Source organism: Staphylococcus marylandisciuri, assembly GCF_025519785.1.
Taxonomy (GTDB): Bacteria; Bacillota; Bacilli; order Staphylococcales; family Staphylococcaceae; genus Staphylococcus; species Staphylococcus marylandisciuri.
In genome coordinates, this window is sequence record NZ_JAOPKZ010000014.1 from 38,678 (window position 1) to 64,981 (window position 26,304).

Annotated in this window: 20 protein-coding genes and 2 pseudogenes; 21 read left to right on the plus strand and 1 reads right to left on the minus strand. The window is 37.2% G+C overall.

Annotation, left to right across the window (positions count from 1 at the left end):
• Positions 1 to 331: 331 nt before the first annotated feature.
• The 6 genes from N9R04_RS08850 to infB all read left to right on the plus strand — a co-directional run bounded on the left by N9R04_RS08850 (position 332) and on the right by infB (position 9,582).
• A complete protein-coding gene (locus tag N9R04_RS08850) occupies positions 332 to 4,648 on the plus strand; it encodes a PolC-type DNA polymerase III (protein ID WP_262856422.1) in 4,317 nt (1,438 codons plus the stop codon).
• A gap of 300 nt (positions 4,649 to 4,948) precedes the next feature.
• Positions 4,949 to 5,416, plus strand: coding sequence for a ribosome maturation factor RimP (gene rimP / locus N9R04_RS08855; RefSeq protein ID WP_262856423.1), 468 nt, complete (start codon positions 4,949 to 4,951; stop codon positions 5,414 to 5,416).
• 20 nt (positions 5,417 to 5,436) lie between these two features.
• Positions 5,437 to 6,687, plus strand: coding sequence for a transcription termination factor NusA (gene nusA / locus N9R04_RS08860; protein ID WP_262856424.1), 1,251 nt, complete (start codon positions 5,437 to 5,439; stop codon positions 6,685 to 6,687).
• Between the two features lie 18 nt (positions 6,688 to 6,705).
• Positions 6,706 to 6,990 carry an RNase P modulator RnpM gene (gene rnpM / locus N9R04_RS08865; RefSeq protein WP_262856425.1) on the plus strand — a complete coding sequence of 95 codons (285 nt, stop codon included), beginning with the start codon at positions 6,706 to 6,708 and terminating at the stop codon, positions 6,988 to 6,990.
• Positions 6,990 to 7,292 (plus strand): L7Ae/L30e/S12e/Gadd45 family ribosomal protein, encoded by a 303-nt coding sequence (locus N9R04_RS08870; protein WP_262856426.1) that lies wholly within the window; start codon positions 6,990 to 6,992, stop codon positions 7,290 to 7,292. The genes rnpM and N9R04_RS08870 overlap by 1 nt, the downstream gene beginning before the upstream one ends.
• A gap of 16 nt (positions 7,293 to 7,308) precedes the next feature.
• On the plus strand, positions 7,309 to 9,582 hold the full coding sequence (gene infB, locus N9R04_RS08875) for a translation initiation factor IF-2 (RefSeq protein WP_262856427.1): 2,274 nt from the start codon (positions 7,309 to 7,311) through the stop codon (positions 9,580 to 9,582).
• A gap of 103 nt (positions 9,583 to 9,685) precedes the next feature.
• Here infB and N9R04_RS08880 read toward each other — a convergent pair whose 3' ends face one another.
• Positions 9,686 to 9,970, minus strand: coding sequence for a hypothetical protein (locus N9R04_RS08880; RefSeq protein WP_262856428.1), 285 nt, complete (start codon positions 9,968 to 9,970; stop codon positions 9,686 to 9,688).
• 244 nt (positions 9,971 to 10,214) lie between these two features.
• Between N9R04_RS08880 and rbfA the strand changes: the two genes are divergently transcribed.
• From rbfA to pgsA, 15 genes and pseudogenes are all read left to right on the plus strand, one after another.
• Positions 10,215 to 10,559, plus strand: a complete 345-nt coding sequence (gene rbfA / locus N9R04_RS08885) for a 30S ribosome-binding factor RbfA (protein ID WP_262856429.1) — start codon at positions 10,215 to 10,217, stop codon at positions 10,557 to 10,559.
• 85 nt (positions 10,560 to 10,644) lie between these two features.
• Positions 10,645 to 11,562: a tRNA pseudouridine(55) synthase TruB gene (truB, locus tag N9R04_RS08890; RefSeq protein WP_262856430.1), complete on the plus strand. Its 918-nt coding sequence runs from the start codon at positions 10,645 to 10,647 to the stop codon at positions 11,560 to 11,562.
• Positions 11,563 to 11,574: 12 nt separating this feature from the next.
• Positions 11,575 to 12,546 (plus strand): bifunctional riboflavin kinase/FAD synthetase, encoded by a 972-nt coding sequence (locus tag N9R04_RS08895; protein ID WP_262856431.1) that lies wholly within the window; start codon positions 11,575 to 11,577, stop codon positions 12,544 to 12,546.
• Between the two features lie 130 nt (positions 12,547 to 12,676).
• The gene (rpsO, locus tag N9R04_RS08900) at positions 12,677 to 12,946 is read left to right on the plus strand and encodes a 30S ribosomal protein S15 (RefSeq protein ID WP_262856432.1); all 270 of its coding nucleotides are present in this window, start codon (positions 12,677 to 12,679) and stop codon (positions 12,944 to 12,946) included.
• Between the two features lie 723 nt (positions 12,947 to 13,669).
• Positions 13,670 to 15,772: a polyribonucleotide nucleotidyltransferase gene (pnp, locus tag N9R04_RS08905; RefSeq protein WP_262856433.1), complete on the plus strand. Its 2,103-nt coding sequence runs from the start codon at positions 13,670 to 13,672 to the stop codon at positions 15,770 to 15,772.
• A gap of 86 nt (positions 15,773 to 15,858) precedes the next feature.
• Positions 15,859 to 16,002: a hypothetical protein gene (locus N9R04_RS08910; protein WP_262856434.1), complete on the plus strand. Its 144-nt coding sequence runs from the start codon at positions 15,859 to 15,861 to the stop codon at positions 16,000 to 16,002.
• Positions 16,003 to 16,179: 177 nt separating this feature from the next.
• Complete coding sequence (rnjB, locus tag N9R04_RS08915; protein WP_262856435.1) at positions 16,180 to 17,853, plus strand: ribonuclease J2; 1,674 nt, start codon at positions 16,180 to 16,182, stop codon at positions 17,851 to 17,853.
• Positions 17,854 to 18,155: 302 nt separating this feature from the next.
• Positions 18,156 to 18,491: pseudogene (locus N9R04_RS11490) on the plus strand (cell division protein FtsK); the annotation flags it as partial.
• Positions 18,492 to 18,935: 444 nt separating this feature from the next.
• Positions 18,936 to 20,387 (plus strand): annotated as a pseudogene (locus N9R04_RS11495) (DNA translocase FtsK); the annotation flags it as partial.
• 314 nt (positions 20,388 to 20,701) lie between these two features.
• Positions 20,702 to 21,976 (plus strand): EF-P 5-aminopentanol modification-associated protein YfmF, encoded by a 1,275-nt coding sequence (gene yfmF / locus N9R04_RS08925; protein WP_262856437.1) that lies wholly within the window; start codon positions 20,702 to 20,704, stop codon positions 21,974 to 21,976.
• Complete coding sequence (gene yfmH / locus N9R04_RS08930; RefSeq protein ID WP_262856438.1) at positions 21,976 to 23,259, plus strand: EF-P 5-aminopentanol modification-associated protein YfmH; 1,284 nt, start codon at positions 21,976 to 21,978, stop codon at positions 23,257 to 23,259. The genes yfmF and yfmH overlap by 1 nt, the downstream gene beginning before the upstream one ends.
• Before the next feature lies 1 nt (position 23,260).
• The gene (ymfI, locus tag N9R04_RS08935) at positions 23,261 to 23,965 is read left to right on the plus strand and encodes an elongation factor P 5-aminopentanone reductase (RefSeq protein WP_262856439.1); all 705 of its coding nucleotides are present in this window, start codon (positions 23,261 to 23,263) and stop codon (positions 23,963 to 23,965) included.
• A gap of 278 nt (positions 23,966 to 24,243) precedes the next feature.
• Positions 24,244 to 25,086, plus strand: a complete 843-nt coding sequence (locus tag N9R04_RS08940; RefSeq protein WP_262856440.1) for a YmfK family protein — start codon at positions 24,244 to 24,246, stop codon at positions 25,084 to 25,086.
• 32 nt (positions 25,087 to 25,118) lie between these two features.
• A complete protein-coding gene (locus tag N9R04_RS08945; protein ID WP_262856441.1) occupies positions 25,119 to 25,511 on the plus strand; it encodes a helix-turn-helix domain-containing protein in 393 nt (130 codons plus the stop codon).
• Positions 25,512 to 25,551: 40 nt separating this feature from the next.
• Positions 25,552 to 26,133: a CDP-diacylglycerol--glycerol-3-phosphate 3-phosphatidyltransferase gene (pgsA, locus tag N9R04_RS08950; RefSeq protein ID WP_262856442.1), complete on the plus strand. Its 582-nt coding sequence runs from the start codon at positions 25,552 to 25,554 to the stop codon at positions 26,131 to 26,133.
• The last annotated feature ends 171 nt before the right edge of the window (positions 26,134 to 26,304 follow it).

Genomic DNA, 26,304 nt, shown 5'->3' on the forward strand with positions numbered 1-26,304 from the left:
TATTACTAGTGATGTAGCTACTTAGTTATAACTGCATGATTGAGTAATAATGAGAACTCTAGTCATCCTTGCCGGGGCGGGACTACGAAATCTTTTTATTCAAATTAGATTTCTGTCCCGCTCCCAACTGATTAACGGTATTTCAAATGCAGAATTGTCGATAGAAACGTTCACGAGTCGGCACAATTTAGATACAATTTTGCTCATCGTTCGGTTCTGTTCAAACCCTAAATGCGCTCGTCCCGACGTTAATTTAATGTTTATTGTAAAATTTTGAAATAATATTTTTCATTTTAAGGTGACCTTCAAATTTTTATAAGGTGGTTTTGTCATGCCTGTGACTAAACAAGAAAGATTTAAAATTTTAGCCGACCAATTAAAAATAGCTAATCAATTAGAAAAAGATATACTTGAGAATAGTGAGCTAACACGTGTCGATGTTTCAAATCGCCAACGCACGTGGGAATTTCAAATCACTTTGCCTCGCTTTCTATCCAACGAAGATTATTTGCTGTTTACTAATGCCCTTCAAGAAGAATTTAGCACTATAGCTACAGTTAGATGGAATTTCATAATTAGAGATACTTCAGCGCAAGATGAACACGTTTTAAAGTATTTTCCTACTTGTATTGATGAAACTAAATTATCTCCTCAAGTTAAAAGACAATTAAAACAAAAGAAACTTATTATGTCAGGCGACGCAATTAAAGTAGTTTGTAATAATGACATTGAGCGAAATCATTTTGACAAAGCATGCAATGGCAGCTTAGTTAAGGCTTTTCAACAGTGCGGATTTAATATTAAACGGGTTGTGTTCGAAACAGATGAAAGCGATAACGATAGTGATTTAGCATCGCTTGAAGCTCATATTCAACGTGAAGATGAAGAAAAAGCGCGCGAAACAACTGAAAAGCTTGAAAAAATAAAAGCAGAAAAAGCGAAACAACAAGATAATAATGAAAGTACGGTCGACAAATGTCAGATTGGTAAATCTATTCAAATTGAAGACGTAAGACCTATTGATTCTATTGTTGAAGAAGAGTTCAAGGTAGCTATCGAAGGAGTTATATTTGATATTAATCTGAAAGAGCTGAAGAGTGGTCGTCACATAGTAGAACTAAAGGTTACGGACTATACAGACTCTTTAGTTCTAAAAATGTTTACCCGTAAAAACAAAGATGACTTAGCTCATTTTAAAGCGCTAAGTGAAGGCAAATGGGTCCGGGCACAAGGTAGAATAGAAGAAGATAGCTTTGTTAGAGACTTAGTTATGATGATGAATAGTATTGAGGAGATCAAGAAAGCACCGAAACAAGATAAAGCTGAGGACAAACGAGTTGAATTCCATTTACATAGCTCCATGAGTCAAATGGATGGAATTCCACATATTAGTTCGTATGTAGAACAGGCAGCTAAGTGGGGTCACAAAGCGATAGCTGTTACAGATCACAATGTGGTTCAGGCATTTCCAGATGCCCATAATGCTGCTGAGCAACACGGTATTAAAATGATATATGGCATGGAGGGTATGTTAGTTGATGATGGTGTTCCAATAGCATACAAACCTACAGATAGAGACTTAAAGCGGGCCACATACGTGGTGTTCGACGTCGAAACAACTGGTCTTTCAAACCAATATGACAAGATAATAGAGCTAGCTGCAGTGAAGGTTCAAGATGGTGAAATTATAGATAAGTTTGAACGCTTTAGTAACCCTCATGAAAAACTATCTGACACGATTAAGAATTTAACTCACATAACCGATGATATGTTAGTTGATGCTCCTGATATCGATGATGTATTGACAGAGTTTAAAGAGTGGGTAGGGGACGCTATCTACGTAGCCCATAATGCCTCATTTGATATGGGATTCATCGACACTGGCTTTGAACGTGCTGGTTTAGGTGAATCTACAAACGGTGTCATCGATACGTTAGAGTTATCTCGTACAGTTAATACCGAATATGGCAAGCATGGTTTGAACTTTCTAGCTAAAAAGTATGGAGTAGAGCTCACTCAACACCACCGTGCTATTTATGATACCGAAGCGACAGCTTATATATTTATTAAAATGTTAAAGCAACTCGAAGATCTGAATGTAAAGAACCATCTAGATATCAACCAAACTCTGACGAATGACGAAGCTTATAAGAGAGCTCGTCCGAGTCATGTCACGCTAATCGTGCAAAACCAAGAAGGGTTAAAGAACCTGTTTAAGATCGTCAGTCAGTCTCTCGTGAAGTATTACTACAGAACACCGAGAATTCCTAGGTCGGTACTCAATGAGCATCGGGAAGGTTTGCTCGTAGGTAGTGCTTGTGATGAAGGTGAAGTATTTACTGCTGTTATGCAAAAGGATCAGTCACAGGTTGAGCGTATCGCTAAATTCTATGACTTTATAGAGGTTCAACCACCAGCGCTATATCGAGATTTAATAGATCGAGAGCTAGTGCGTGATGACGCGACGCTACACGAAATATATAAACGCCTTATAGAAGCGGCACAAGCTAATCAAATTCCTGTACTCGCGACCGGTAATGCGCATTACTTATTTGAACATGATGCAGTAGCGCGTAAAATATTGATTGCTTCACAACCAGGCAATCCTTTGAATAGAACGACATTGCCAGAAGCGCATTTCAGAACGACTGATGAAATGTTGGACGAATTCCACTTTTTAGGTGCAGAAAAAGCTAAAGAAATTGTAGTAGATAACACTAATGAGATGGCAGATAGAATAGAGCGAGTAGTACCTATTAAGGACAAATTGTTCACGCCACGAATGGATGGGGCAAATGAAGAAATTAGAGAATTAAGTTATTCAAATGCTAAAAAACTATATGGTGAAGACTTGCCTCAAATCGTTATCGATCGTTTAGAAAAAGAATTGGAAAGTATTATAGGTAATGGTTTCTCAGTAATTTATCTCATCTCTCAACGGTTAGTGAAAAAATCTTTGGATGACGGTTACTTAGTAGGTTCGCGTGGCTCTGTAGGATCTAGTTTCGTAGCAACGATGACCGAAATTACTGAAGTAAACCCTCTTCCTCCTCATTACATTTGTCCAAATTGTAAAGAAAGTGAATTCTTTAATGACGGTTCTGTTGGCTCCGGATTTGATTTACCCGACAAGAATTGTGCGCATTGTGGTTGTGAGTTAATTAAAGAAGGACAAGATATTCCGTTCGAAACTTTCCTAGGATTTAAAGGGGATAAAGTACCTGATATCGATTTAAACTTTAGTGGTGAGTACCAGCCTGAAGCACACAATTATACGAAAGTTTTGTTCGGCGAAGATAAGGTGTTTAGAGCAGGTACAATAGGTACTGTGGCTGAGAAAACGGCGTTCGGCTTCGTTAAAGGTTATTTAAATGATCAAGGAATTCATAAACGTGGGGCAGAAGTTGACCGCTTAGTCAAAGGGTGTACAGGAGTGAAAAGGACGACGGGCCAACACCCAGGAGGCATAATCGTCGTACCAGACTATATGGATATATATGATTTTACTCCGGTACAATACCCTGCAGATGATCAAAGTGCAGCATGGATGACCACACATTTCGATTTCCACTCTATTCATGATAACGTGTTAAAACTTGATATTCTCGGTCATGATGATCCTACAATGATTAGGATGTTGCAAGATTTATCAGGTATCGATCCTAAAAAAGTACCAGTAGATGATAAGGAAACGATGGGTATTTTTAGTTCTCCAGCCCCATTAGGTGTTACTGAAGATGACATCTTATGTAAGACAGGAACATTTGGTGTGCCTGAATTTGGTACTGGTTTCGTTAGACAAATGTTGGAGGATACTAAGCCCGATACTTTTTCCGAACTTGTGCGTATTTCAGGGCTATCTCACGGGACAGACGTTTGGCTAGGGAACGCGCAAGACCTAATTCGATCTGGAACATGTGATCTATCTAGCGTTATATGTTGTCGTGATGACATTATGGTCTATCTCATGTATAACGGTATGGAGCCACCATTGGCATTCAAAACTATGGAATTTGTCCGTAAAGGTAGAGGTCTAACAGATGATATGGTAGAAGCTATGGTAGACAATGATATACCTGATTGGTATATGGATTCATGTCGAAAGATAAAATACATGTTTCCTAAAGCACATGCGGCAGCTTACGTATTAATGGCAGTAAGAATTGCGTATTTTAAAGTGCATTACCCTCTTTATTATTACGCTAGTTACTTTACTGTACGTGCCTCAGATTTCGATCTGCTAACTATGATTAAAGATAAGGATGGTATTCGCGAAACCGTTAAAGATATGTATTCACGCTACATGGACTTAGGTAAAAAGGAAAAGGACACGCTTACAGTACTGGAGATAGTAAATGAAATGGCTCAACGCGGTTATCGCATACAACCGATTAGTTTAGAAAAGAGTAAGTCTTTTGAATTTATTATTGAAGGAGATTCACTTATTCCGCCATTTATCGCAGTACCTGGATTAGGCGAGAACGTTGCAAAGAGAATCGTCGAAGCACGTGAAGAGGGACCATTCCTATCCAAAGAAGAGCTTAATAAGAAAGCCGGCGTCTCTCAAAAAGTGATTGAGTACCTCGATGATCTCGGTTCGCTTTCAGGTCTTCCTGACAAAGCTCAATTATCTATATTTGATATGTAGGGGTAGGAACATGAACACTAGAGCTATGTTAATGTTACAAATTATGTAACTGCGCAGTAGTTCTCTTAGTCTTAAATGTGCGAGTGATGTGCTTTTAGTCGTGTATGGAGTCGTCATACAACCATTCCCCCCCCTAAATTCTTGGGAGCGATTATGAAATCAATAAGGCCTACCCCACTTTCTAGTTCAAATTTGTAACGGTTATGCTATTGTGATATAATTATTATGTTAAAAGATTAAACTCAGGAACGAAGAGTGGGTTCACCCCGCTCTTTTCTATTTGTCAAAAAGGAGGCACGCATGAGTAAGATTAGTGAGAAAGTCGAGCCATTGATACGACCTGTGCTTAAAGAGTTAAACTTTGAACTTGTAGATATTGAATTTACTAAAGAAGGAAAAGACCATTTTCTCAGGGTGTCTATCGATAAACCAGGAGGCGTAGATTTAAATGACTGCACTACTGCATCTGAGAAGATCAGTGAAGTCATGGATGAACACGACCCAATACCACAAGCATACTACCTAGATGTTGCTTCACCTGGTGCGGAAAGACCCATTAAAAATAGTCAAGACCTTCAAAGTGCAGTGAGTCACCCTGTTTACGTCTCTTTATATGCACCTATCGAAGGTGAAAAAGAATGGTTAGGTATTCTGCAAGAAGTAGTCGACGATGTCATTAAAATTGAAGTTAAAGAAAAAGCTAAAAAGAAAACGGTTGAGATACCAAGAAATAAGATTGCCAAAGCACGGCATGCAGTTATGGTATAGTTTGGTAAGGAGGGACAGTTGTGTCAAATAACGAATTATTATTAGCAACAGAATATTTAGAAAAAGAAAAGAAGATTCCTAGAGAAATCTTAATAGATGCGATAGAAGCTGCTCTTATTACGGCCTACAAAAAGAATTACGATGCAGCGCGAAATGTGCGAGTTGAACTTAACATGGATGAAGGTACGTTCAGAGTGGTAGCTCGTAAAAATGTTGTGGAAGAGGTTTCTGATCATCGTGACCAAGTAGAATTAAGCACAGCGCTCGAGAAAAACCCAGCGTATGAAGTAGGCGATATTTATGAAGCAGATGTAACGCCTAACGACTTCGGACGAGTGGGTGCTCAGGCGGCTAAACAGGCTGTTATGCAGCGTCTCCGAGATGCAGAAAGAGAAATTCTTTATGATGAATTTATCGATAAAGAAGAAGATATTATGACTGGCTTAATTGACCGCGTGGATCACAGATATGTATATGTTAATTTAGGTAGAACTGAGGCCGTGTTGTCTGAAGCTGAGAGAAGTCCAAATGAGAAGTACATTCCTAATGAACGAATAAAAGTCTATGTTAACAAGGTTGAACAAACTTCGAAAGGCCCTCAAATCTACGTATCACGTAGTCATCCTGGGTTGCTTAAAAGATTGTTTGAGCAAGAGGTTCCAGAAATTTTCGATGGTACAGTGGTAGTGAAATCTGTAGCGCGTGAAGCTGGAGATCGTTCAAAGATAAGCGTGCATGCAGACAATCCTGATATTGATGCTGTTGGATCTTGTGTTGGTTCAAAAGGATCACGTGTTGAAGCGGTAGTTGATGAACTAGGTGGCGAAAAGATAGATATCGTTCAATGGGACGAAGATCCTAAAGTGTTTGTGAGAAATGCTTTGAGTCCATCTCAAGTTCTTGAAGTCATTGTGGATGAAGAAGAGCAATCAACAATCGTAGTCGTTCCAGACTATCAATTGTCGTTAGCCATAGGCAAACGTGGACAAAACGCTCGATTAGCAGCTAAACTTACTGGTTGGAAAATTGATATTAAATCAGAATCAGATGCTAGAGAAGAAGGTTTATATCCAGTAGCTGATGATGAGTCAGATGATGTATTAGTAGAAGAACCAGAATCTCTATCTACTGAAGATGCTCCTATAGCAGAAATTATAGAAGAAGATGGAGATGCTTCAGATGAGTTCGATGAAGATTCAACTGGAGAGGAAATCATCGCTAACGAAAATGAAACAGAAGAGGCAGAAACATCAGAAGACACTGAGAAGTAAGTTGGAGTGATTAATGAGATGAAAAAGAAAAAAATTCCAATGCGCAAGTGTATAATTACGAATGAAATGCAACCTAAGAAAGACATGATCCGAGTAGTAAAAAATAAAGAAGGAGAAATCTTTGCGGACGCTACAGGTAAGAAACAGGGGCGAGGTGCTTATGTCTCCAAAGATGTCGGCATGATTGAAAAAGCGCAACAAGATAAAGTCCTAGAGAAGTTCTTTAAGACAGATGCCGAGACGCTAGATCCTGTTTATAAGGAAATCATTCGACTAATTTACCGCGAAGATATTCCTAAATAATGCGTAACAACATTTCTCAATTCTTAGGTTTAGCTATGCGTGCGGGTAAAGTTAAAATGGGTGAATCCGTCATTTTATCTGAACTAAAGAAAAAGAACATTAAGCTTGTAATCGTGGCAAGTGATGCTTCTATAAATACCACACAACTCATGCAGAACAAATGTGATAGCTATCAAGTAGATATTCGTCTTTATGGAACTAGAAGCGAATTAGGTCAAGCACTTGGTAAAGGAGAGAGAGTGAATATTGGTATAACGGATGCAGGATTCGCGAAAAAGTTATTGTCAATGATCGATGAATAACGTAAGGAGTGATTATATGAGTAAAAAAAGAATTTACGAGTATGCGAAAGAACAGAATTTAAAAAGTAAAGACGTGATCAACGAATTAAAAAAGATGAATGTCGAGGTTTCAAACCACATGCAAGCGCTAGAAGATGATCAAATACAAGCGCTTAATAAGTTATATAGTAAAAATTCTTCTAATGAATCATCTAATACAAAGCAATCTGCTCAACATAATCACGCTCAGCAAAACCAAAAAAATAAATCTCTTCAAAAGAAAAAACAGACTAATAAACAGCATGAAAATAATAAAAAGCAAACTACTAATTCCAAAAGTAATAAACAAGAGCAAAACGGCAACAATAAAAATAAAGCTAACTCTTCGAACGATAAGAAACAAAATAATAAAAGAAATAACTCAAATAACAATAAATCTAATCAACAACACAACAAAGGTAATAAACACCAATCTAAGAATAAGAAACAACATAAGAAAAATAACAAACAAAACAAGCAACAAAAAAATACAAATGCTCGACCTGAGGTAAAAGAAAAACCTTCTCAAATTACCTACCAAGAGGGCATAACGGTTGGAGAGCTAGCAGAAAAATTAAATGTTGAGTCTTCAGAAATCATTAAAAAGCTATTTTTATTAGGCATTATGGCTAATATTAACCAAGCTTTAGACGATGAAACTGTTGAACTGATAGCCGATGATTATGAAGTAAAAGTTGAAAAAGAAGAAGTTATTGATGAGCAAGATTTATCAATCTATTTTGAAGATGAATCTGAAGATCCAGAAGCGTCAGAACGTCCAGCAGTAGTTACTATTATGGGGCACGTTGACCATGGTAAGACGACTTTACTCGATTCAATCCGCCATACTAAAGTGACAGCAGGAGAAGCTGGAGGTATCACACAACATATCGGTGCTTACCAAATTGAAAATAATGGTAAAGATATTACTTTCCTCGATACTCCAGGACATGCTGCTTTTACTACTATGCGTGCCCGTGGAGCTCAAGTTACTGATATTACTATATTAGTTGTAGCTGCTGACGATGGTGTTATGCCGCAAACTATAGAAGCGATTAACCATGCTAAAGAAGCTGATGTTCCTACGATCGTGGCAGTCAATAAGATTGATAAACCGACAGCTAATCCTGATCGCGTTATGCAGGAGTTAACTGAATATGGCTTAATCCCTGAAGATTGGGGTGGAGACACTATATTCGTACCCCTTTCTGCATTAAGTGGTGATGGAATAGAAGATTTATTGGAAATGATCGGTCTAGTTGCTGAAGTATCAGAGTTGAAAGCTAATAGTAAAAAGCAAGCTGTAGGTACAGTGATCGAAGCCGAACTAGATAAATCACGTGGTCCATCAGCATCATTACTTGTCCAAAATGGTACGCTTCATGTTGGAGATTCACTGGTAGTTGGTAATACTTATGGTCGTATACGTGCGATGGTAAATGATTTAGGACAACGCATTAAAGCTGCAGGTCCATCGACGCCAGTCGAAATCACAGGTATCCATGATGTGCCTCAAGCTGGAGATCGTTTTGTAGTCTTTAAAGATGAGAAGCAAGCACGTCGTATCGGTGAAGCACGAAGAGAAGAAAGCGTCATTCAACACCGTCAAGAAAGTAAAAACGTCTCTCTAGATAACTTATTTGAGCAGATGAAACAGGGTGAGATGAAAGACCTTAATGTGATCATCAAAGGTGATGTTCAAGGATCAGTAGAGGCTTTATCTGCTTCGTTAATGAAGATTGATGTTGAAGGTGTCAATGTTCGAATTATCCACACTGCTGTTGGTGCTATTAATGAATCTGATGTAACTTTAGCAAACGCATCTAACGGTATCATTATCGGATTTAATGTTAGACCTGATGCTGGTGCAAAACGTGCAGCAGAAGCTGAAAATGTGGATATGCGATTACACCGCGTTATTTACAACGTTATTGAAGAAATAGAATCTGCAATGAAAGGCTTACTCGATCCTGAATTTGAAGAAAAAGTTATTGGTCAGGCTGAAGTTCGCCAAACTTTCAAAGTATCTAAAGTAGGTACTATTGCAGGTAGTTATGTCATAGATGGTAAGATAGTTCGTCACGCAGGTGTCCGTGTTATCAGAGATAATGTAGTACAATTTGAAGGTGAACTGGATACATTGAAACGTTACAAAGATGATGCTAAAGAAGTAGCGCAAGGCTATGAATGTGGTATAACTATTGCCAATTATAATGACATTAAAGAAGGCGATATTATTGAAGCTTTCGAAATGGTGGAAGTAGAAAGATAAAATTCATTTAATTAGAATAGGTGTGGGAGTCATAACTGCTTGGATTAAGTTATACTACCACACCTTATCATTATTGAAATAACTTATTCATACGCGGTTATACTCAAAGAAGGATAACTAGATTACACAAGTGATAGTATGCATTTTCTAGTAACTTATTAAATTGCCACTTAGTTTCTAACCTCTTGAATGCATGGGTTTGAGACATAAAGCTTTTGTGCTCTGGGAAACCGATTAACGGCGTCCCAAAAGCAGGATTGTCGACAGAAACGCTCACGATTCGGGAGCGGGAGAGAAATCTAATTTGAATAAAAAGATTTCGTCGTCCCCCCCAACTCGCTGTGCTTGTGGAAACTGAATTACCAGTTTCTCTGTGTTGTGGCCCCACCCCAACTCGCAGTGCTTGTAGAAACTGAATTACCAGTTTCTTTGTGTTGGGGCCCCCTCCCCAAATCCTCAACGCTTTTTGTCTCGACCTCCCTTCAGCATGTAAATCGCAAAATAATGACATTTCTGAGTTGTTTGAGACGATGCTTAAACCCTTAAATCTTTAATATTGACTAGAAGAATTTTCTTAGTTTATAATCTTGAGGTACAATAATTATAAGCAAAGACGAACGAGGTGAAATAAGTTGAATTTACGAGCTGAACGCGTTGGAGAACAAATGAAACAAGAAATAATGGATATCGTTAATAATAAAGTGAAAGATCCTCGTATCGGTTTTTTAACCATTACAGATGTGCATCTAACCAATGATTTATCACAGGCTAAAGTATATTTAACAGTACTGGGAAGTAAAGAAGAAGTCGAAAAAACGTTTAAAGGTCTTGAGAAGGCCAAAGGATTTATTAAATCCGAACTTGGTTCTAGAATGCGTCTTCGTGTAGTTCCAGAATTAGATTTTGATTATGATGAATCGATTGAGTACGGAAATAAGATTGAAAGGTTAATACAAGACTTGCATAAAAACGACTGACTATTAGTAGAACTGGAACAAAATTATGGTGATTTTTCGTTCCAGTTTTTTCATGTGTAGCATATAAATTAAGGAGATGAGTGCTGTGTATCATGGAATTCTACCAATTTATAAAGAACGAGGGTTAACTAGTCACGATGTAGTATTTAAATTACGAAAGATATTAAAGACTAAGAAAATCGGTCATACTGGAACGCTCGACCCTGAAGTTGATGGCGTGCTACCTGTGTGTATCGGTTCCGCTACTAAAGTTAGCGATTACATTATGGAAATGGGGAAATCTTACCGCGCAACGGTTACGATTGGTATGTCAACCACTACTGAAGATCAAACCGGCGAAATAATAGACAAGCAAGTTATATCTGCTGGTACTTTATCAGAACAAGAGGTTGATGAGGCTTTGAAGCATTTCAGAGGAAAGATTGAACAAGTCCCACCTATGTATTCGTCGGTTAAGGTTAATGGAAGAAAGCTATATGAATATGCTCGTAACGGAGAAACTGTAGAGCGTCCAGTAAGACAGGTTTACATAAAAGGTATTAAACGTGTTTCAGAATTACATTATGAAGACGATTTATGTTATTTTAGTCTTGATATTACTTGTGGAAAAGGAACGTATATAAGAACTTTAGCGACTGATATTGGTAAAATTTTAGGTCTACCTGCACATATGTCGAAATTAACTCGACTAGCGAGTGGTGGCTTTACACTTGATGACGCTAAGCGTCTCGAGGATGTTAAAGAGCACATTGAGCACGACTCGTTACAAGATGCACTCTATCCGATAGAATATGGGGTGAAAGGGTTACCACATATTATTATCACTAATGAACTAATGAAGAAACAAATTAAAAATGGTCAAAAGTTTAAACGAGACCTATTTAAAGAAGAAATTAGTGAAACTGTTGTCTTACTAGATGGCACTACTAACAAAGTACTCGCCCTCTATACACCTCATCCTACTCAAAGGGATGAAATTAAACCGAAGAAAGTTTTTAACTAAAGGAGTAATAATATGAAAGTTATTGAAATAACGCATCCAATTAGAGAGGATCAATATATTCAAGATGATGTAGCGATGGCTTTTGGCTTTTTTGATGGAATGCATCGTGGTCATGATCAGGTATTTCAAGCGTTAAATGATGTAGCTCAAGAGAAGAACTTGAAGAAGGCTGTTATGACTTTTGATCCTCATCCTTCAGTGGTGCTCAATCCCAAGCGCAAACGCACCGATTACCTTACTCCTATAAGTGATAAAATAGAAATTCTCAAACAATATGATATCGATTACTGTATAGTTATTAACTTTTCATCTAAGTTCGCTAGCGTGACCTCTGAAACTTTTATCAATGACTATATATTAAAGAATCATGTTAAGGAAGTCATAGCTGGTTTTGACTTTACATTTGGTAAGTTCGGCAAAGGTAACATGATGATTTTACAAGAGATGGATGAGTTCAATACCACTATAGTCAGTAAACAAGAAATGGAATCCGAGAAGATTTCTACCACTGCTATTAGAGCTGCATTAAAAGAGGGTAATCTGCAGAAAGCTAATGAACAACTCGGCTATCGCTATCGAATTAAAGGTACTGTGGTTCAAGGAGAAAAGAGAGGGCGCACAATTGGCTTCCCAACAGCTAATGTGCAACCAAGTGATGACTACGTCTTTCCTAAAAAAGGTGTTTATGCTGTAAGCATGCTGCTAGGTTCAAGTAATAAACTGTATCGTGGCGTGGCTAACGTAGGCGTGAAACCTACATTTCACGATCCATCCCAAGCTCAAGTAGTAATTGAAGTTAATCTGTTTGATTTTAATGAGAATATTTATGGCGAACGTGTAGAAGTTTATTGGCATCACTTCCTTCGCCCAGAAATTAAATTTGACGGCATTGATCCACTTGTGGAACAAATGAATAAAGACACCGAACAAGCAAAGCATTTATTATCAGTTGATTTTGGCGATGAAATGACTTATAATATTTAAGTCGAAGTATTAGAGATACATTTTAAGGCTCTAATTATTCGCTGTAAGCACCTTATACTTGGCAGATTGAAACTCCGACGTCTTGCTCAGTTTAAGGAGCATAATTATTATACTTAGGAGGAATTTTTAAATGGCAATTTCACAAGAGCATAAAGATCAACTTATTCAAGAGTACCGTACTCATGAAAAGGATACTGGTTCTCCAGAAGTACAAGTTGCTGTATTAACTGCAGAAATTTCTGCGTTAAATGATCATTTACGTCAGCACAAAAAAGACCACCATTCACGTCGTGGACTATTAAAAATGGTAGGTCGTCGTAGACATTTATTAAACTATTTACGTAGAAAAGATATTCAACGTTACCGTAACCTAATTAAATCATTAGGCATCCGTCGTTAATATTGATTATATTCGAGACAACATTGAGGATTATAGAAGTATAATGATCATGTTTGTTTCATGGAGCCCTAGCACTATAGCTTTATTATCAGAACTATAGTGCATTCGAGGGCTCTTTTTTATTTAAGCTTTTTAAAAGAGATTTGTATATATTAGGAGATTAAATGGTTTAAATTAAGATGATTCATCATGTTACAACAGTGTGATTACCTACACGTGCATAGTTAATAGATCCAACTAGCTACCATGCGTAAGAAGTGTGATTTAAATTCAGTTCGTTTGGATGCGGTTGAGATATAAAGATTTGTGCTCACGGAAAGTGATTAACGGTGTCCTAAAAGCAGGGTTTTCGACTGAAATACTCACGATTCGGGAGCGGGACAGAAATCTAATTTGAATAAAAAGATTTCGTAGTCCCGCCCCGGCAAGGATGACTAGAATTGAAAAAAGCTTGATACAAGCGCATTTTCAAATCAGTCATCTACTGCCAAGATGCTGAAAGAGGTTGAGACATTACATTATGTCCCAGTTTCTCTTTGTTGTCACATCCTAATCGCTTTTGTCCCGACCTCTCTATTGAATGGTATGTGCGTGTTCTATGAGTATTAAACTATAAACTTTAAAAAAAATTACTAATCACTTAGTGAAATATGAGAAAGCAATATAAAAAAGTGATCATAAATGATATGATAGAAATAATAGATGTTAGAGGGGAGAATTATAATGTCTCAAGAGAAGAAAGTATTTAAAACAGAGTGGGGCAATCGTTCACTAACTATCGAGACAGGTCAATTAGCTAAACAAGCAAATGGTGCAGTACTAGTACGCTATGGAGATACAGTCGTACTCTCTACAGCTGTGGCTTCAAAAGAACCTCGAGATACGGACTTTTTCCCGTTAATGGTAAACTTTGAGGAGAAAATGTATGCTGCGGGTAAAATACCAGGCGGTTTCAAAAAAAGAGAGGGTAGACCTAGTGACGAAGCTACACTTACTGCACGTCTAATTGATAGACCTATTCGTCCTTTATTCCCTAAAGGTTATCGCCATGATGTACAAATAATGAATACAGTATTGAGCGCGGATCCTGATTGTTCACCTGAAATGGCGGCTATGATCGGTTCTTCTATGGCATTAAGCGTGTCAGATATTCCGTTTCAAGGACCTATTGCAGGTGTCAATGTAGGTTTTATAGATGGGAAGTATGTGATTAATCCTACTGCGGAACAACAAGAGACCTCTCGTCTAGATTTAGAGGTAGCTGGACATAAAGACGCCGTAAATATGGTAGAAGCAGGAGCAAGCGAGATCACAGAAGAGGAAATGCTTGATGCCATCTTCTTTGGACATGAAGAAATCAAACGATTAGTTGCCTTTCAAGAAGAAATAATCGAGCATATTCAGCCTGAAAAACAAGAGTTCGTGCCACCACAAGATGATGTGTCACTTATAGAACAAGTCACTCAACTTACTCATGAGAAGGGCCTCAAAGAAGCTGTTCTCACTTTTGATAAGAAGCAACGAGATGACAATTTAGAAGCACTTAAGAATGAAGTGCTTAGTGAATTTGAAGATGAAGAAGATCCAGAAAATGAATCTTTACTTGCTGAGGTAGCTACTATCTTCGGTGATTTGGTGAAAGAGGAAGTTCGACGTCTTATAACTGAAGAAAAGATTCGACCAGATGGACGTAAGACTGATGAAATCCGCCCATTAGAATCAGAAGTTAGTCTATTACCTCGTGCTCACGGTTCTGGCTTGTTTACACGTGGTCAAACACAAGCACTGTCAGTTTTAACACTTGGTGCCTTAAGTGAGTTCCAGCTTATTGATGGTTTAGGAGAAGAAGAAGAAAAAAGGTTTATGCATCATTACAACTTCCCTAATTTCTCTGTAGGTGAAACAGGCCCTGTACGTTCTCCCGGACGCCGCGAAATTGGCCACGGTGCTTTAGGTGAGCGCGCTCTACGTTACATTATTCCAGACACTAAAGACTTCCCATATACAGTGCGTATAGTAAGTGAAGTTCTTGAATCAAATGGTTCTTCATCCCAAGCTTCAATTTGTGGTTCTACACTTGCATTGATGGATGCAGGGGTACCTATTAAAGCACCTGTAGCAGGTATTGCCATGGGATTAGTGACGAATGATGATGACTATACAATTCTTACTGATATTCAAGGTATGGAAGACGCATTAGGTGATATGGACTTTAAAGTTGCTGGGACAGCAAAAGGCATCACTGCGATTCAAATGGATATTAAAATAGATGGTTTGACGAAAGAAATTATCCAAGAAGCTTTAGAACAAGCTCGTGAAGGTCGCTTAACAATCTTAAATCATATGATGGATACTATAGACACGCCACGCTCAGAATTAAGTGCTTACGCTCCTAAAGTTGAAACGATGAACATCTCTCCTGATAAGATTAGAGATGTAATTGGACCAGGTGGTAAGAAGATTAATGAAATTATCGATGAAACTGGGGTTAAGCTCGATATTGAACAAGATGGTACTATCTTTATTGGTGCTATAGATCAGAATGCAATTCATAGAGCGAGAGAAATCATTGAGGAACTAACTCGCGAGGCAGAAGTAGGTCAAGTCTACGATGCCAAAGTGAAGCGCATCGAAAAATATGGAGCGTTTGTTGAATTATTCCCAGGTAAAGATGCACTAGTGCACATTTCACAAATCGCTAATGAACGAATTAATCGTGTTGAGGATGTCCTAAAAATAGGAGATACAATTAGAGTTAAAGTTACAGAAATAGATCATCACGGTAGAGTTAATGCTTCTCGCAGAGCATTGTTTAATAAAAAATAATATTTATGCTGATATACGGTTGTGGAAGTTGTTAATTTCCATAACCGCTTTTTTATCTGATCAAAGCCTAATTAGTTAGTTATATAATGCGGTTGAGTCTAAAAAGTGGTCGTGCTCAAGGTAATCGATTAACGGTGTCTCAAAAGCAGGGTTTTCGACAGACACGCTCACCATTCGACAATAATTTGAAAAATAATTCTGCTCAACGTTCAGTTACGTTCAAATCCTAACATTTATGTCACGACCGCTTTACTGTAATACATCAGCTAATCAAATTGCGTAAAACTTTAATAGTAAGCGTGTATGCGGACTTCATTGAATACTTTTATAGTGTACATAATTATTAATTTAACTTATAATATACTATGAGTTTGTATGGTCGGGGATTCAAAATAGGAGGTAAAATTTTGAGTTTAATAAAGAAAAAAAATAAAGATATTCGTATAATTCCTCTTGGTGGCGTCGGGGAGATTGCGAAGAATATGTATATCGTCGAAGTAGACGATGAAATGTTCATGCTCGATGCAGGGCTTATGTTCCCAGAAGATGAAATGCTTGGCGTAGACGTGGTTATTCCTGATATTCAATATGTAGTCGAGAATAAACATCGTCTAAAAGGAATTTTTCTAACTCATGGACACGAGCATGCGATTGGTGCAGCATCCTATGTTTTAGAGCAAGTAGACGCCCCAGTGTACGGTTCACGTTTAACGCTTGCATTGGTTAAAGAGAGTGTTAAAGCGCGTAATGTCAATAAGAAGATTAGATATTATGTCGTTAATGACGAATCCGTGATGCGCTTTAAAGGTGTGAACGTGACGTTCTTCAATACTACGCATAGCATACCTGATAGTTTAGGTGTATGTCTTCATACTTCGTATGGAGCAATTGTCTATACTGGAGAATTTAAATTTGATCAAAGCTTACATGGTCAGTATGCACCTGACATTAAAAAAATGACTGAGATAGGTGAAGAGGGTGTCTTTGCTTTGATCAGTGATTCAGCTGAGGCAGAGAAACCGGGTTATAACACACCAGAGAATGTGATCGAACGCCACATGTATGATGCGTTTACGAAAGTGAAAGGTCGTTTGATCGTATCATGCTATGCTTCTAATTTCGTACGCATCCAACAAGTACTGAACATAGCTAGTCGACTCAATCGCAAGGTTTCGTTCTTAGGCCGTTCGTTAGAATCATCTTTCAATACTGCGCGTAAGATGGGGTATTTCGATATACCTAAAGATCTATTAGTGCCGATCAATGAAATAGAGAACTATCCTAAAAATGAAGTTATTATTATAGCAACAGGGATGCAAGGCGAACCTGTAGAAGCTTTAAATAAAATGGCACAACAAAAACATAATATAATGAATATTGAAGAAGGGGATTCAGTATTCTTAGCTATTACAGCTTCAGCTAGTATGGAAGTTATTGTTGGAAACACCTTGAATGAGCTCGTGCGTGCGGGAGCAGAAATCATCCCAAATAATAGTAAGATTCACGCCTCTAGTCACGGGTGTATGGAAGAGTTAAAAATGATGATTAACCTCATGCGTCCAGAGTATTTTATACCGGTAAATGGTGAATTTAAAATGCAAATTGCTCATGCTAAATTAGCCAACGAATCAGGAGTCGACCCTGAAAAGATTTTCCTTGTTGAAAAAGGCGATGTTGTTAACTATGACGGTAAAGAAATGATTCTAAATGAAAAAGTTAACTCAGGTAATGTGCTCATTGATGGATTAGGCGTAGGCGACGTAGGAAACATCGTGTTACGAGACAGACATCTATTGGCTGAAGATGGTATCTTTATCGCTGTTGTGACACTTGATCCACGCAATCGTCGCATCGCTGCTGGTCCAGAAATACAGTCGCGAGGTTTCGTGTATGTGAGAGAAAGTGAAGAATTATTACATGAAGCGGAAAGAAAAGTAAAAGAAATAGTAGATCAAGGATTACAAGAAAAACGTATTGAGTGGTCTGAGATTAAACAGAACATGCGTGATCAAATAAGCAAACTTTTATTTGAAAATACTAAACGCCGACCAATGATTATTCCTGTAATCTCCGAAATATAATAAGATAAAATTTTAAAGAGGTTGAGACGAAGCGGATGGATGTTATATTACAGCTATGTTGTGAAAGCAGGTCATTCGCTTGCTGTCTTTACCTCTTTCATCTTAAATGCTAAATAGAGAGTTAAAGAAGGTGTAAAAGTTTGGCTCAATCTAAGAAAAAAACGACAAACAAGAAATCTTCTCAAACGAGAAAAAAGCGTTCAACTAAAAATAAATCAGAAAGTCCGCTCCGATACATAATTGCGGTAATTATATTAATCTTACTCGTATTAGGTACCTTACAATTAGGTATTATAGGTCAGATGATAGATAGCTTTTTTAATTATTTATTTGGTTGGAGTAGATACTTAACCTATGTACTTATACTTATTTATACGATAGCTGTAGCTTTTTATAAAGCTATACCTAAGACTCGACCTGCTATTGGGGTCATCGTATTACAGTTCGCTACGCTCTTTTTATTCCAAATTATCTTCAGACTTGCCCATACCGTTAAATCGGAAAGGGAACCAGTCTTAATCCATGTATATAGATCTTATGCTCATACGCATTTTCCTAACTATGGCGGAGGATTATTAGGGTTTTATTTAATAAAGGTATTTGAACCTCTCATTTCAATTGTAGGGGTAGTTATCATAACACTTCTACTTATCATATCAGGTTGTATTCTATTAACTAAGCGCCGCCATAGAGACGTCGCCAAAGACTTATTTGATAATATAAAAGTTAAGAGCCAATCTGCATCAGAGCGTATGAAGGATCGGCGTAAAGAAAATAAAGTTAAAAAAGAAGCTAAAGCTCGTTTGAAGGCAGAGAGAACCGAAGAACGTAAAGCACAAGCTAAGAATGAAGATAAAGAGACCGTCACAGACGTCTCTGAGTTCCCTGAAGTTCCTCAAAAACCATCCCAATCAGCGTCGATTCCAATATATGGTCATAGTGATAGTAGTGACAGACAAGATGCCAAGAACGAGAGCAAGCGTATTGATAATGCTCAAATGCATGAAACATCATCTAGAAGTGATGATGAAAGAGGTTCAAAAACTCATAGTGGCGCTGTTTCACAAGATGATAACAATGAAGAAAATTCTATTTCTGAAGCAGGAGAAGTTGAAAATGAAGCTTATCAAGTACCTCCGTTATCTTTATTAAATCGCCCCCCTAAACAACAAACAACCACTAAATCTGAGGTTCAGAAAAAAGGACGTTTACTCGAAAATACTTTAAAAAACTTTGGTGTTGACGCTAAAGTGACTCAGATTAAGATCGGCCCAGCGGTAACACAATATGAAATACAACCTGCTCAGGGGGTTAAAGTGAGTAAAATAGTTAATTTACACAGTGATATTGCACTCGCGTTAGCTGCTAAAGATGTGCGGATTGAAGCCCCTATTCCTGGAAAGTCTGCTGTAGGTATAGAAGTGCCGAATGATAAGGTATCATTAGTGTCGCTTAAAGAAGTATTAGAAGAGAGCTTTCCAGCGCAGAATAAGCTAGAGGTTGGTCTTGGGAGAGATATTTCAGGAGATCCAATAACCGTACAATTAAATGAGATGCCACATCTTCTAGTAGCAGGTTCTACAGGCAGTGGTAAATCAGTTTGCATTAACGGTATTATAACGAGTATCTTGCTGAATGCGAAACCACATGAAGTGAAATTGATGCTTATCGACCCTAAGATGGTGGAACTCAACGTCTATAATGGGATCCCTCACTTATTAATACCTGTAGTTACGAATCCTCACAAAGCTTCACAGGCTTTGGAGAAGATTGTAGCAGAAATGGAACGCCGTTATGATCTATTTCAACATAGCTCTACTCGTAATATTGAGGGATATAATCAATATATTCGTCGTCAAAATCAAGAACTGAATGAGAAGCAAGCCGAATTGCCATATATAGTGGTCATAGTTGACGAGCTTGCGGATTTGATGATGGTAGCTGGTAAAGAAGTAGAGAACGCTATTCAGCGTATTACTCAAATGGCCAGAGCTGCAGGGATTCATCTCATCGTGGCTACGCAAAGACCATCTGTTGATGTCATAACTGGTTTGATAAAAAATAACATTCCTTCTCGTATTGCTTTTGCAGTGAGCTCTCAAACCGATTCCCGAACTATCTTAGGTGCATCAGGAGCAGAGAAATTATTAGGTAAAGGCGATATGTTATACGAAGCGAGTGGTGGTTCGACTAACACTAGAGTTCAAGGTGCATTTTTAAGTGACCAAGAAGTTCAGACGGTAGTTAATTACGTTGTTGAACAACAAAAAGCTAATTATGTCAAAGAGATGGAACCAGACGCTCCAGTCGACAAATCAGAAATGCAAAGCGAGGATTCGCTATACGAGGAAGCATATGCATTCGTCGTAGACAAACAAAAAGCAAGTACTTCTTTACTACAACGTCAATTTAGAATTGGATATAATCGCGCATCGCGACTTATGGACGATTTAGAACAGAATCAAGTTATTGGTCCTCAAAAGGGTAGCAAACCGCGTCAAATTTTAGTAGAACCTCCCAGTGAGGAAGAGTAGCTAAGAGTTCATATAGATTGAGGCTAAAGTAGTTATTTCAGCAACGATTGTTAGGCCTCAATCTCTCTTTATTTATCATGTATAGTCCTTTAGTAGTAAAGAATAAGATGGAAAAGCCTGAGCATCAAAGTTAAATTATGCTATCAAATTGCACCCTTTATGTTAACTCGTCTTCTAGAAAGGGTAGTTGGAAATAAAAAATACATAGTCATCATTTTAATTCGAACGTTGAAAAAGTAGTATTTATCAATTAGGCTCATCAATTTTATTTCAAGTATTATAAATTAACATAACTAGAAAGAGAGGTTGGTACATTGACAACAAATCATAGAGACAATAATAACTTGTTACATATTATTCAAACACCTAAATTTAAAACGACTACCCTGACAGTTAAATTTATAGCACCGCTTGAAGAAGAGACGATTACATCTCGCGCTCTATTAAGTAAGGTATTGGTAAGAGCGACTAACCAATGGCCAACAGATAAGGCCTTCAATCGGTACTTGTCAAATTTATATGGAGCTTATGTAAATAGTCATGTTACGAAATTTAAAAATAACCACGTCATTTCGATATCGCTCGAAATAGTAAATGAACGTTATTTAAAAGATCAAACACCACTCGTTGAGAAAGGTATTGAACTGTTGGCCGAGATTATAACGAATCCACTACTTGAAGGCCAAGCCTTTAATTCTAATTTCGTAACTCAAGAAAAGTCTTTATTGAAAAAGAAATTAGAAGCAGTAGTAGATAATAAACCTCAATATTCTTTTTTAAAGTTACTTCAACATATGTTTGGAAACCACCCTTATAGACATTTATCATCAGGTAGATTAGAAGATATATCAGATATTACACCTAAATCTTTATACCATACTTATATGAGTATGTTAGAAAACGATTATTGTGTGGCTTATGTAGTCGGAAACGTGGATAAGACAAATGTTACTCAGTTATTTAATAAACATATACATATAAATAAACGACAATTAAATACTTCAGTAGCCGAACCTCTTAAAGAGAGACATGACAAACCATGTTATGTCGTTGAAAGAGATGACGTTGATCAAGCGAAAGTAAACTTAGGTTTTACTTTCCCAACGCGATTTGGCCATAAAGATTATTATTCTATGATTGTGTTGAATATGATTTATGGAGGAGATCCTTCATCCGTTTTATTCAATGAATTAAGAGAGAAGCAAAGTTTAGCTTATTCAATTCATTCGCAAATAGATGCTAAAAACGGTTACATGTTTGTATTAAGCGGAGTTTCATCAGCTAAATATAACCAAGCTAAAAAGACGATAATAGGTGAATTTGAAAAATTACAACGTGGTGAATTTAGTGACACGCAATTAGAATTAGCTAAAAAAGTACTTATCTCTCAACGCAATGAATCTCAAGACCGACCTAAAAGTATGATTGAAATACTAAACAATAGTATATTACTCGATGAACCATTAACTCATGACGCCTTTGTCAAGGGCGTCAACAGTGTAACCAAAGAAGAAGTCATTAATCTTGCTTTAGAAACTCAGTTAGATACTGTTTATATATTAGCTCAAGAAGAGGGGGGAGAGGTATAATGGAGGAACTTTATTACGAACAAATAGATGAGAAAGTGTACCAAACGACTATGGATAACGGCTTGAGACTCTTTGTTATTCCTAAGCCTGGCTTTCAAAAGACTTATGTCACTTATACTACTCAATTTGGATCACTGGATTCTAGATTTAAACCTCACGGTAAAGACGATTTTGTCACGGTACCAGATGGAGTGGCACATTTTTTAGAACATAAGTTATTTGAACAAGAAGGTGAAGACCTGTTCACTCAATTTGCTGAAGATAATGCTCAAGTTAATGCCTTTACAAGTTTTGATCGAACAAGTTATTTATTTAGTGCTACTGATCACGTCGAACGCAACATTAAGCGTTTACTAGAAATGGTAGAGACCCCTTACTTTACTGATGAAACAGTAGAAAAAGAAAAAGGGATTATTGCAGAAGAGATTAAAATGTATCAAGAGCAACCAGCTTATAAATTGATGTTTAATACACTGAGAGCACTTTATCATAAACATCCTATTCGCGTAGATATAGCTGGAAGTGTTGATAGTATTTCACATATAACGAAAGAAGATCTCTACTTGTGTTATGAAACATTCTATCATCCATCTAACATGGTACTGTTCGTAGTAGGTGATGTCGATCCTAGCGCTATTGTAAATCTTGTACAGGCTCATGAGAGTAAGCGTAATAAGCAGGCGCAACCTAGAATAGAAAGAGAGGCGTTAAGTGATCCTAGAGAAGTCAATTTACCTCGTATAAGCGAAGAAATGCGTATTAAATCACCGCGTTTAATGCTTGGCTTCAAGACTAAACCAATAGATGAACCACCTCGAAAATATATTCAGCGCGATTTAGAAATGACTTTATTTTACGAAATGGTATTAGGAGAGGAAACTGAATTTTATCAATATCTGTTAAATCATGAACTTATAGATGAAACATTTGGCTATCAGTTTATGCTCGAGCCATCATATTGCTTTTCTTTAATTACTAGTGCAACGGATCAACCGCAGGAATTAAAAGAACTTATACTCTCTGAGTTACGACAACGACGTGGTAAACTTAAAGATAGTGAAGGCTTTGAGTTGTTAAAAAAACAATTTATTGGAGAATTTATATCAGGTTTGAATTCGCCCGAATATATAGCAAATCAATACACTAAATTGTTCTTTGAAGGAGTAAGCTTGTTCGATTTATTAGAAATCATTGAAGATATAACGCTTGAAAGTATTAATGAAACTTCACGAACTTATTTAGACTTAACACATGTAGTAGATAGCCGTTTGGAGATGAAATAAAGTGAAGGCTCTAGTTATTGGAGGCTCTGGTAGTATTGGAGCTGCTATTACACAACGCTTAATTGACGACGGTTACGAAGTGATAGTTCACTATCATCGAGCGAATCTAAATGATTTGACCGCTCTATATAAGAATCAACCAGTACAATTTGTCCAAGCAGATTTAAGTGAAGCGGTTGATCTTGAAGAGAAATTTGGATTTATTAACAATCTTGATGCGTTAATTTATAGCTCAGGGGCTAGTTTATACGGTTTATTACAAGATATGGATGAGGCACAAATAGAGGCATGTTATCAAATTAACGTTAAACAACTTATAAATTTGACCCAGTTCTTTATTGATCAACTACGTCAAAGTGACAATGGTAGACTAGTAGTTATTTCTTCAATTTGGGGTGAGACGGGTGCTAGCTTGGAGACGATATATTCCACAATGAAAAGCGCTCAGCTCGGTTTTGTAAAGTCGTTAAGTCAAGAGTTAGCGTTAACTGAAGTAACAGTTAATGCAATAACACCTGGGTTTGTCAATGGAAGAATGTCTGCTGAGTTTGATGAAGCAGCGTTACGAAACATGGTTGAAGAGTTACCTCAGCAAAGGTTAATAGAGCCTGAAGAAGTCGCTCATGTTTGCAGCTTTCTATGTCATCCATTGGCTAAAAGTATTACCGGTACAGTTCAAAAGGTCAATGGTGCATGGTATGTGTAATTTGTAAATTTACTTCTTAAATTTTTATCCCATGAAACTAGTTAGAATGTTATAATACACATAATCCAGAGAATAAGTGAATCGAAGTGTGAGTGTCAATGAGAGCGAGTTAGAAGATATTTCGTTTCATAGGCCTTTCCCATAAAAGCTGACTAGAATTTAAAAAATTTACACCCATTTATAATTAGTCAGCTACTACGGGCTTACTTTATTCTCAACACTTACATCAATTTCTACATGAATGTCATGCGCTTATTTAGGACAAAGGGGTAGATGATATGGCTGTTGATACTAAAAAAGAATGGTATTTAGAATATGATATAACGATTAATCGTGCTGGTTTATTAGGTGACGTTTCTAGCTTATTAGGGATGATGGGTATAAGTATTGTCACTATTAATGGAATTGAAGAGAGTCGTCGAGGTTTGTTAATAAAGACCGATAACCTTGAGAAAGTAAAAAGGTTTGAAAATATCGTTCAAGAAATAGATGATATTACAATTACGAAACTCCGCGAACCTGATTTAAGAGACCGATTAGCTGTGCGCCACGGTCGATACATAGAACAGGATGCAGATGATAAAAAAACTTTCCGTTTTGAGCGAGAAGATTTAGGTTTACTCGTCGATTTTATGGCGGAATTGTTTAAGGAAAATGAGCATAAATTAATAGGAATACGAGGGATGCCTCGTGTAGGTAAGACTGAATCAATTGTTGCAGCTAGCGTCTGTGCTCATAAGCGTTGGCTTTTCATAAGTTCAACACTGATCAAACAGACAGTGCGGAGCTCATTAATCAAAGGTGAATATGACGCTGATCATGTATATATAATTGATGGCGCGGTGACTGCTAGGGAAGCGAACCAAAAACATCAAGACCTAGTCAAAGAAGTTATGAAATTACCTTCAATTAAAGTGGTAGAACATCCTGATTTATTCATTGAAACAAGTGATTACGAAATGAGTGACTTCGACTATATTATTGAGCTGAGAGAGAATAAAGATCAAGAAATACAGTATGAAGAGATGAAGAAACATACTGTTAAAAGTAAGAATAACTTAAGCTTTGGAAATGACGAATTTGGAGATGGCTTCGGTGGAGGCTTCGGTTTCTTTGAGTGATAAGCTAACGATGTGATAGGAGGGCTTGCTAAGTGGAACGCGTTGGTCAAGTATTGAAAGGGCGAAGAGAACGTTTAGGAATGACTTTATCGGAACTTGAGAAACAAACAGAAATTAAACGTCATACTTTGAGGTTAATTGAAGATAACGACTTTGAAGCACTTAGTAATCCACATTATTCTGAAGGATTAATCTCTAAATATGCGAATGCTGTAAACTTTGATGCTGAGCATTTAATAGAAGCTCACCGGCAAGAAATTCCTAATCAAGATCAAACGATTCTCTCGACTATTAAAGCTTTTAAACGAGAGGATACGCCTACATATCGCAGTAAAAATAATGAAGCTATACAGTTATTAGTTGTTACCTGTGGTATCGTTATTATAACAGCAATCATATGGATTTTAGCAGTAATTATTTTCTAAAGATATTTATTATTTTACAATAAAGAAATGAGGATTTTTGATGAATATACCGAATTGGATAACGGTGTTTAGAGTTATTCTGATACCTATCTTCTTAATTTTCTCTTTATGTGACTTTGGAATGGGAAAGATCTCTTTTCTAGCAGGTAGTGAGATCAGAATAGAATTATTCATAAGTGGTTTAATATTTATACTCGCGTCATTGAGCGACTTTTTAGACGGGTATCTTGCACGTAAATGGAATCTCGTTTCAAATATGGGTAAATTTTTAGATCCTTTAGCAGATAAATTGCTTGTAGCCAGCGCTCTAATTGCGCTAGTTCAAATTGATAAAATTAATGCCGTGGTAACTATAATTATAATAGCCAGAGAATTTGCTGTTACAGGTTTGCGTTTGCTTCAAATTGAGCAAGGATTCGTCAGTGCTGCAGGACAGCTTGGAAAAATAAAGACAGCTGTTACTATGGTTGCTCTAGTATGGATATTATTAGGAGAACCTTTTATTAAGTTCTTACATTTCCCGTTAGGAGTCGTCCTATTATACATAGGCGTGTTCTTCACAGTACTCTCCGGAATAGAATATTTTTATAAAGGCAGAGATGTCTTTAAAGTAAAAAAATAAAGAGTGATTTGTCGATTTTCCTCTTAAGAGGAGGCTGGAAAATAAAGGTCTTTGACTAGAGAGAAAGAGGCTGGGACATAAATCCCAGCCTTTTTCAGCATCTTGGCAGTAGATGACTGATTTGAAAATGCGCTTGTATCAAGCTTTTTTCAATTCTAGTCATCCTTGCCG

Bases quoted from the DNA above. Each gene is read 5' to 3' on its own strand.
- rimP (WP_262856423.1), top strand. From the start codon at position 4,949: ATGAGTAAGATTAGTGAGAAAGTCGAGCCATTGATACGACCTGTGCTT.
- N9R04_RS08870 (WP_262856426.1), top strand. From the start codon at position 6,990: ATGCGTAACAACATTTCTCAATTCTTAGGTTTAGCTATGCGTGCGGGT.
- pgsA (WP_262856442.1), top strand. From the start codon at position 25,552: ATGAATATACCGAATTGGATAACGGTGTTTAGAGTTATTCTGATACCT.
- pnp (WP_262856433.1), top strand. From the start codon at position 13,670: ATGTCTCAAGAGAAGAAAGTATTTAAAACAGAGTGGGGCAATCGTTCA.
- N9R04_RS08895 (WP_262856431.1), top strand. From the start codon at position 11,575: ATGAAAGTTATTGAAATAACGCATCCAATTAGAGAGGATCAATATATT.
- yfmH (WP_262856438.1), top strand. From the start codon at position 21,976: ATGGAGGAACTTTATTACGAACAAATAGATGAGAAAGTGTACCAAACG.
- N9R04_RS08910 (WP_262856434.1), top strand. From the start codon at position 15,859: ATGCGGTTGAGTCTAAAAAGTGGTCGTGCTCAAGGTAATCGATTAACG.
- rpsO (WP_262856432.1), top strand. From the start codon at position 12,677: ATGGCAATTTCACAAGAGCATAAAGATCAACTTATTCAAGAGTACCGT.
- N9R04_RS08850 (WP_262856422.1), top strand. From the start codon at position 332: ATGCCTGTGACTAAACAAGAAAGATTTAAAATTTTAGCCGACCAATTA.
- N9R04_RS08940 (WP_262856440.1), top strand. From the start codon at position 24,244: ATGGCTGTTGATACTAAAAAAGAATGGTATTTAGAATATGATATAACG.
- infB (WP_262856427.1), top strand. From the start codon at position 7,309: ATGAGTAAAAAAAGAATTTACGAGTATGCGAAAGAACAGAATTTAAAA.
- rnpM (WP_262856425.1), top strand. From the start codon at position 6,706: ATGAAAAAGAAAAAAATTCCAATGCGCAAGTGTATAATTACGAATGAA.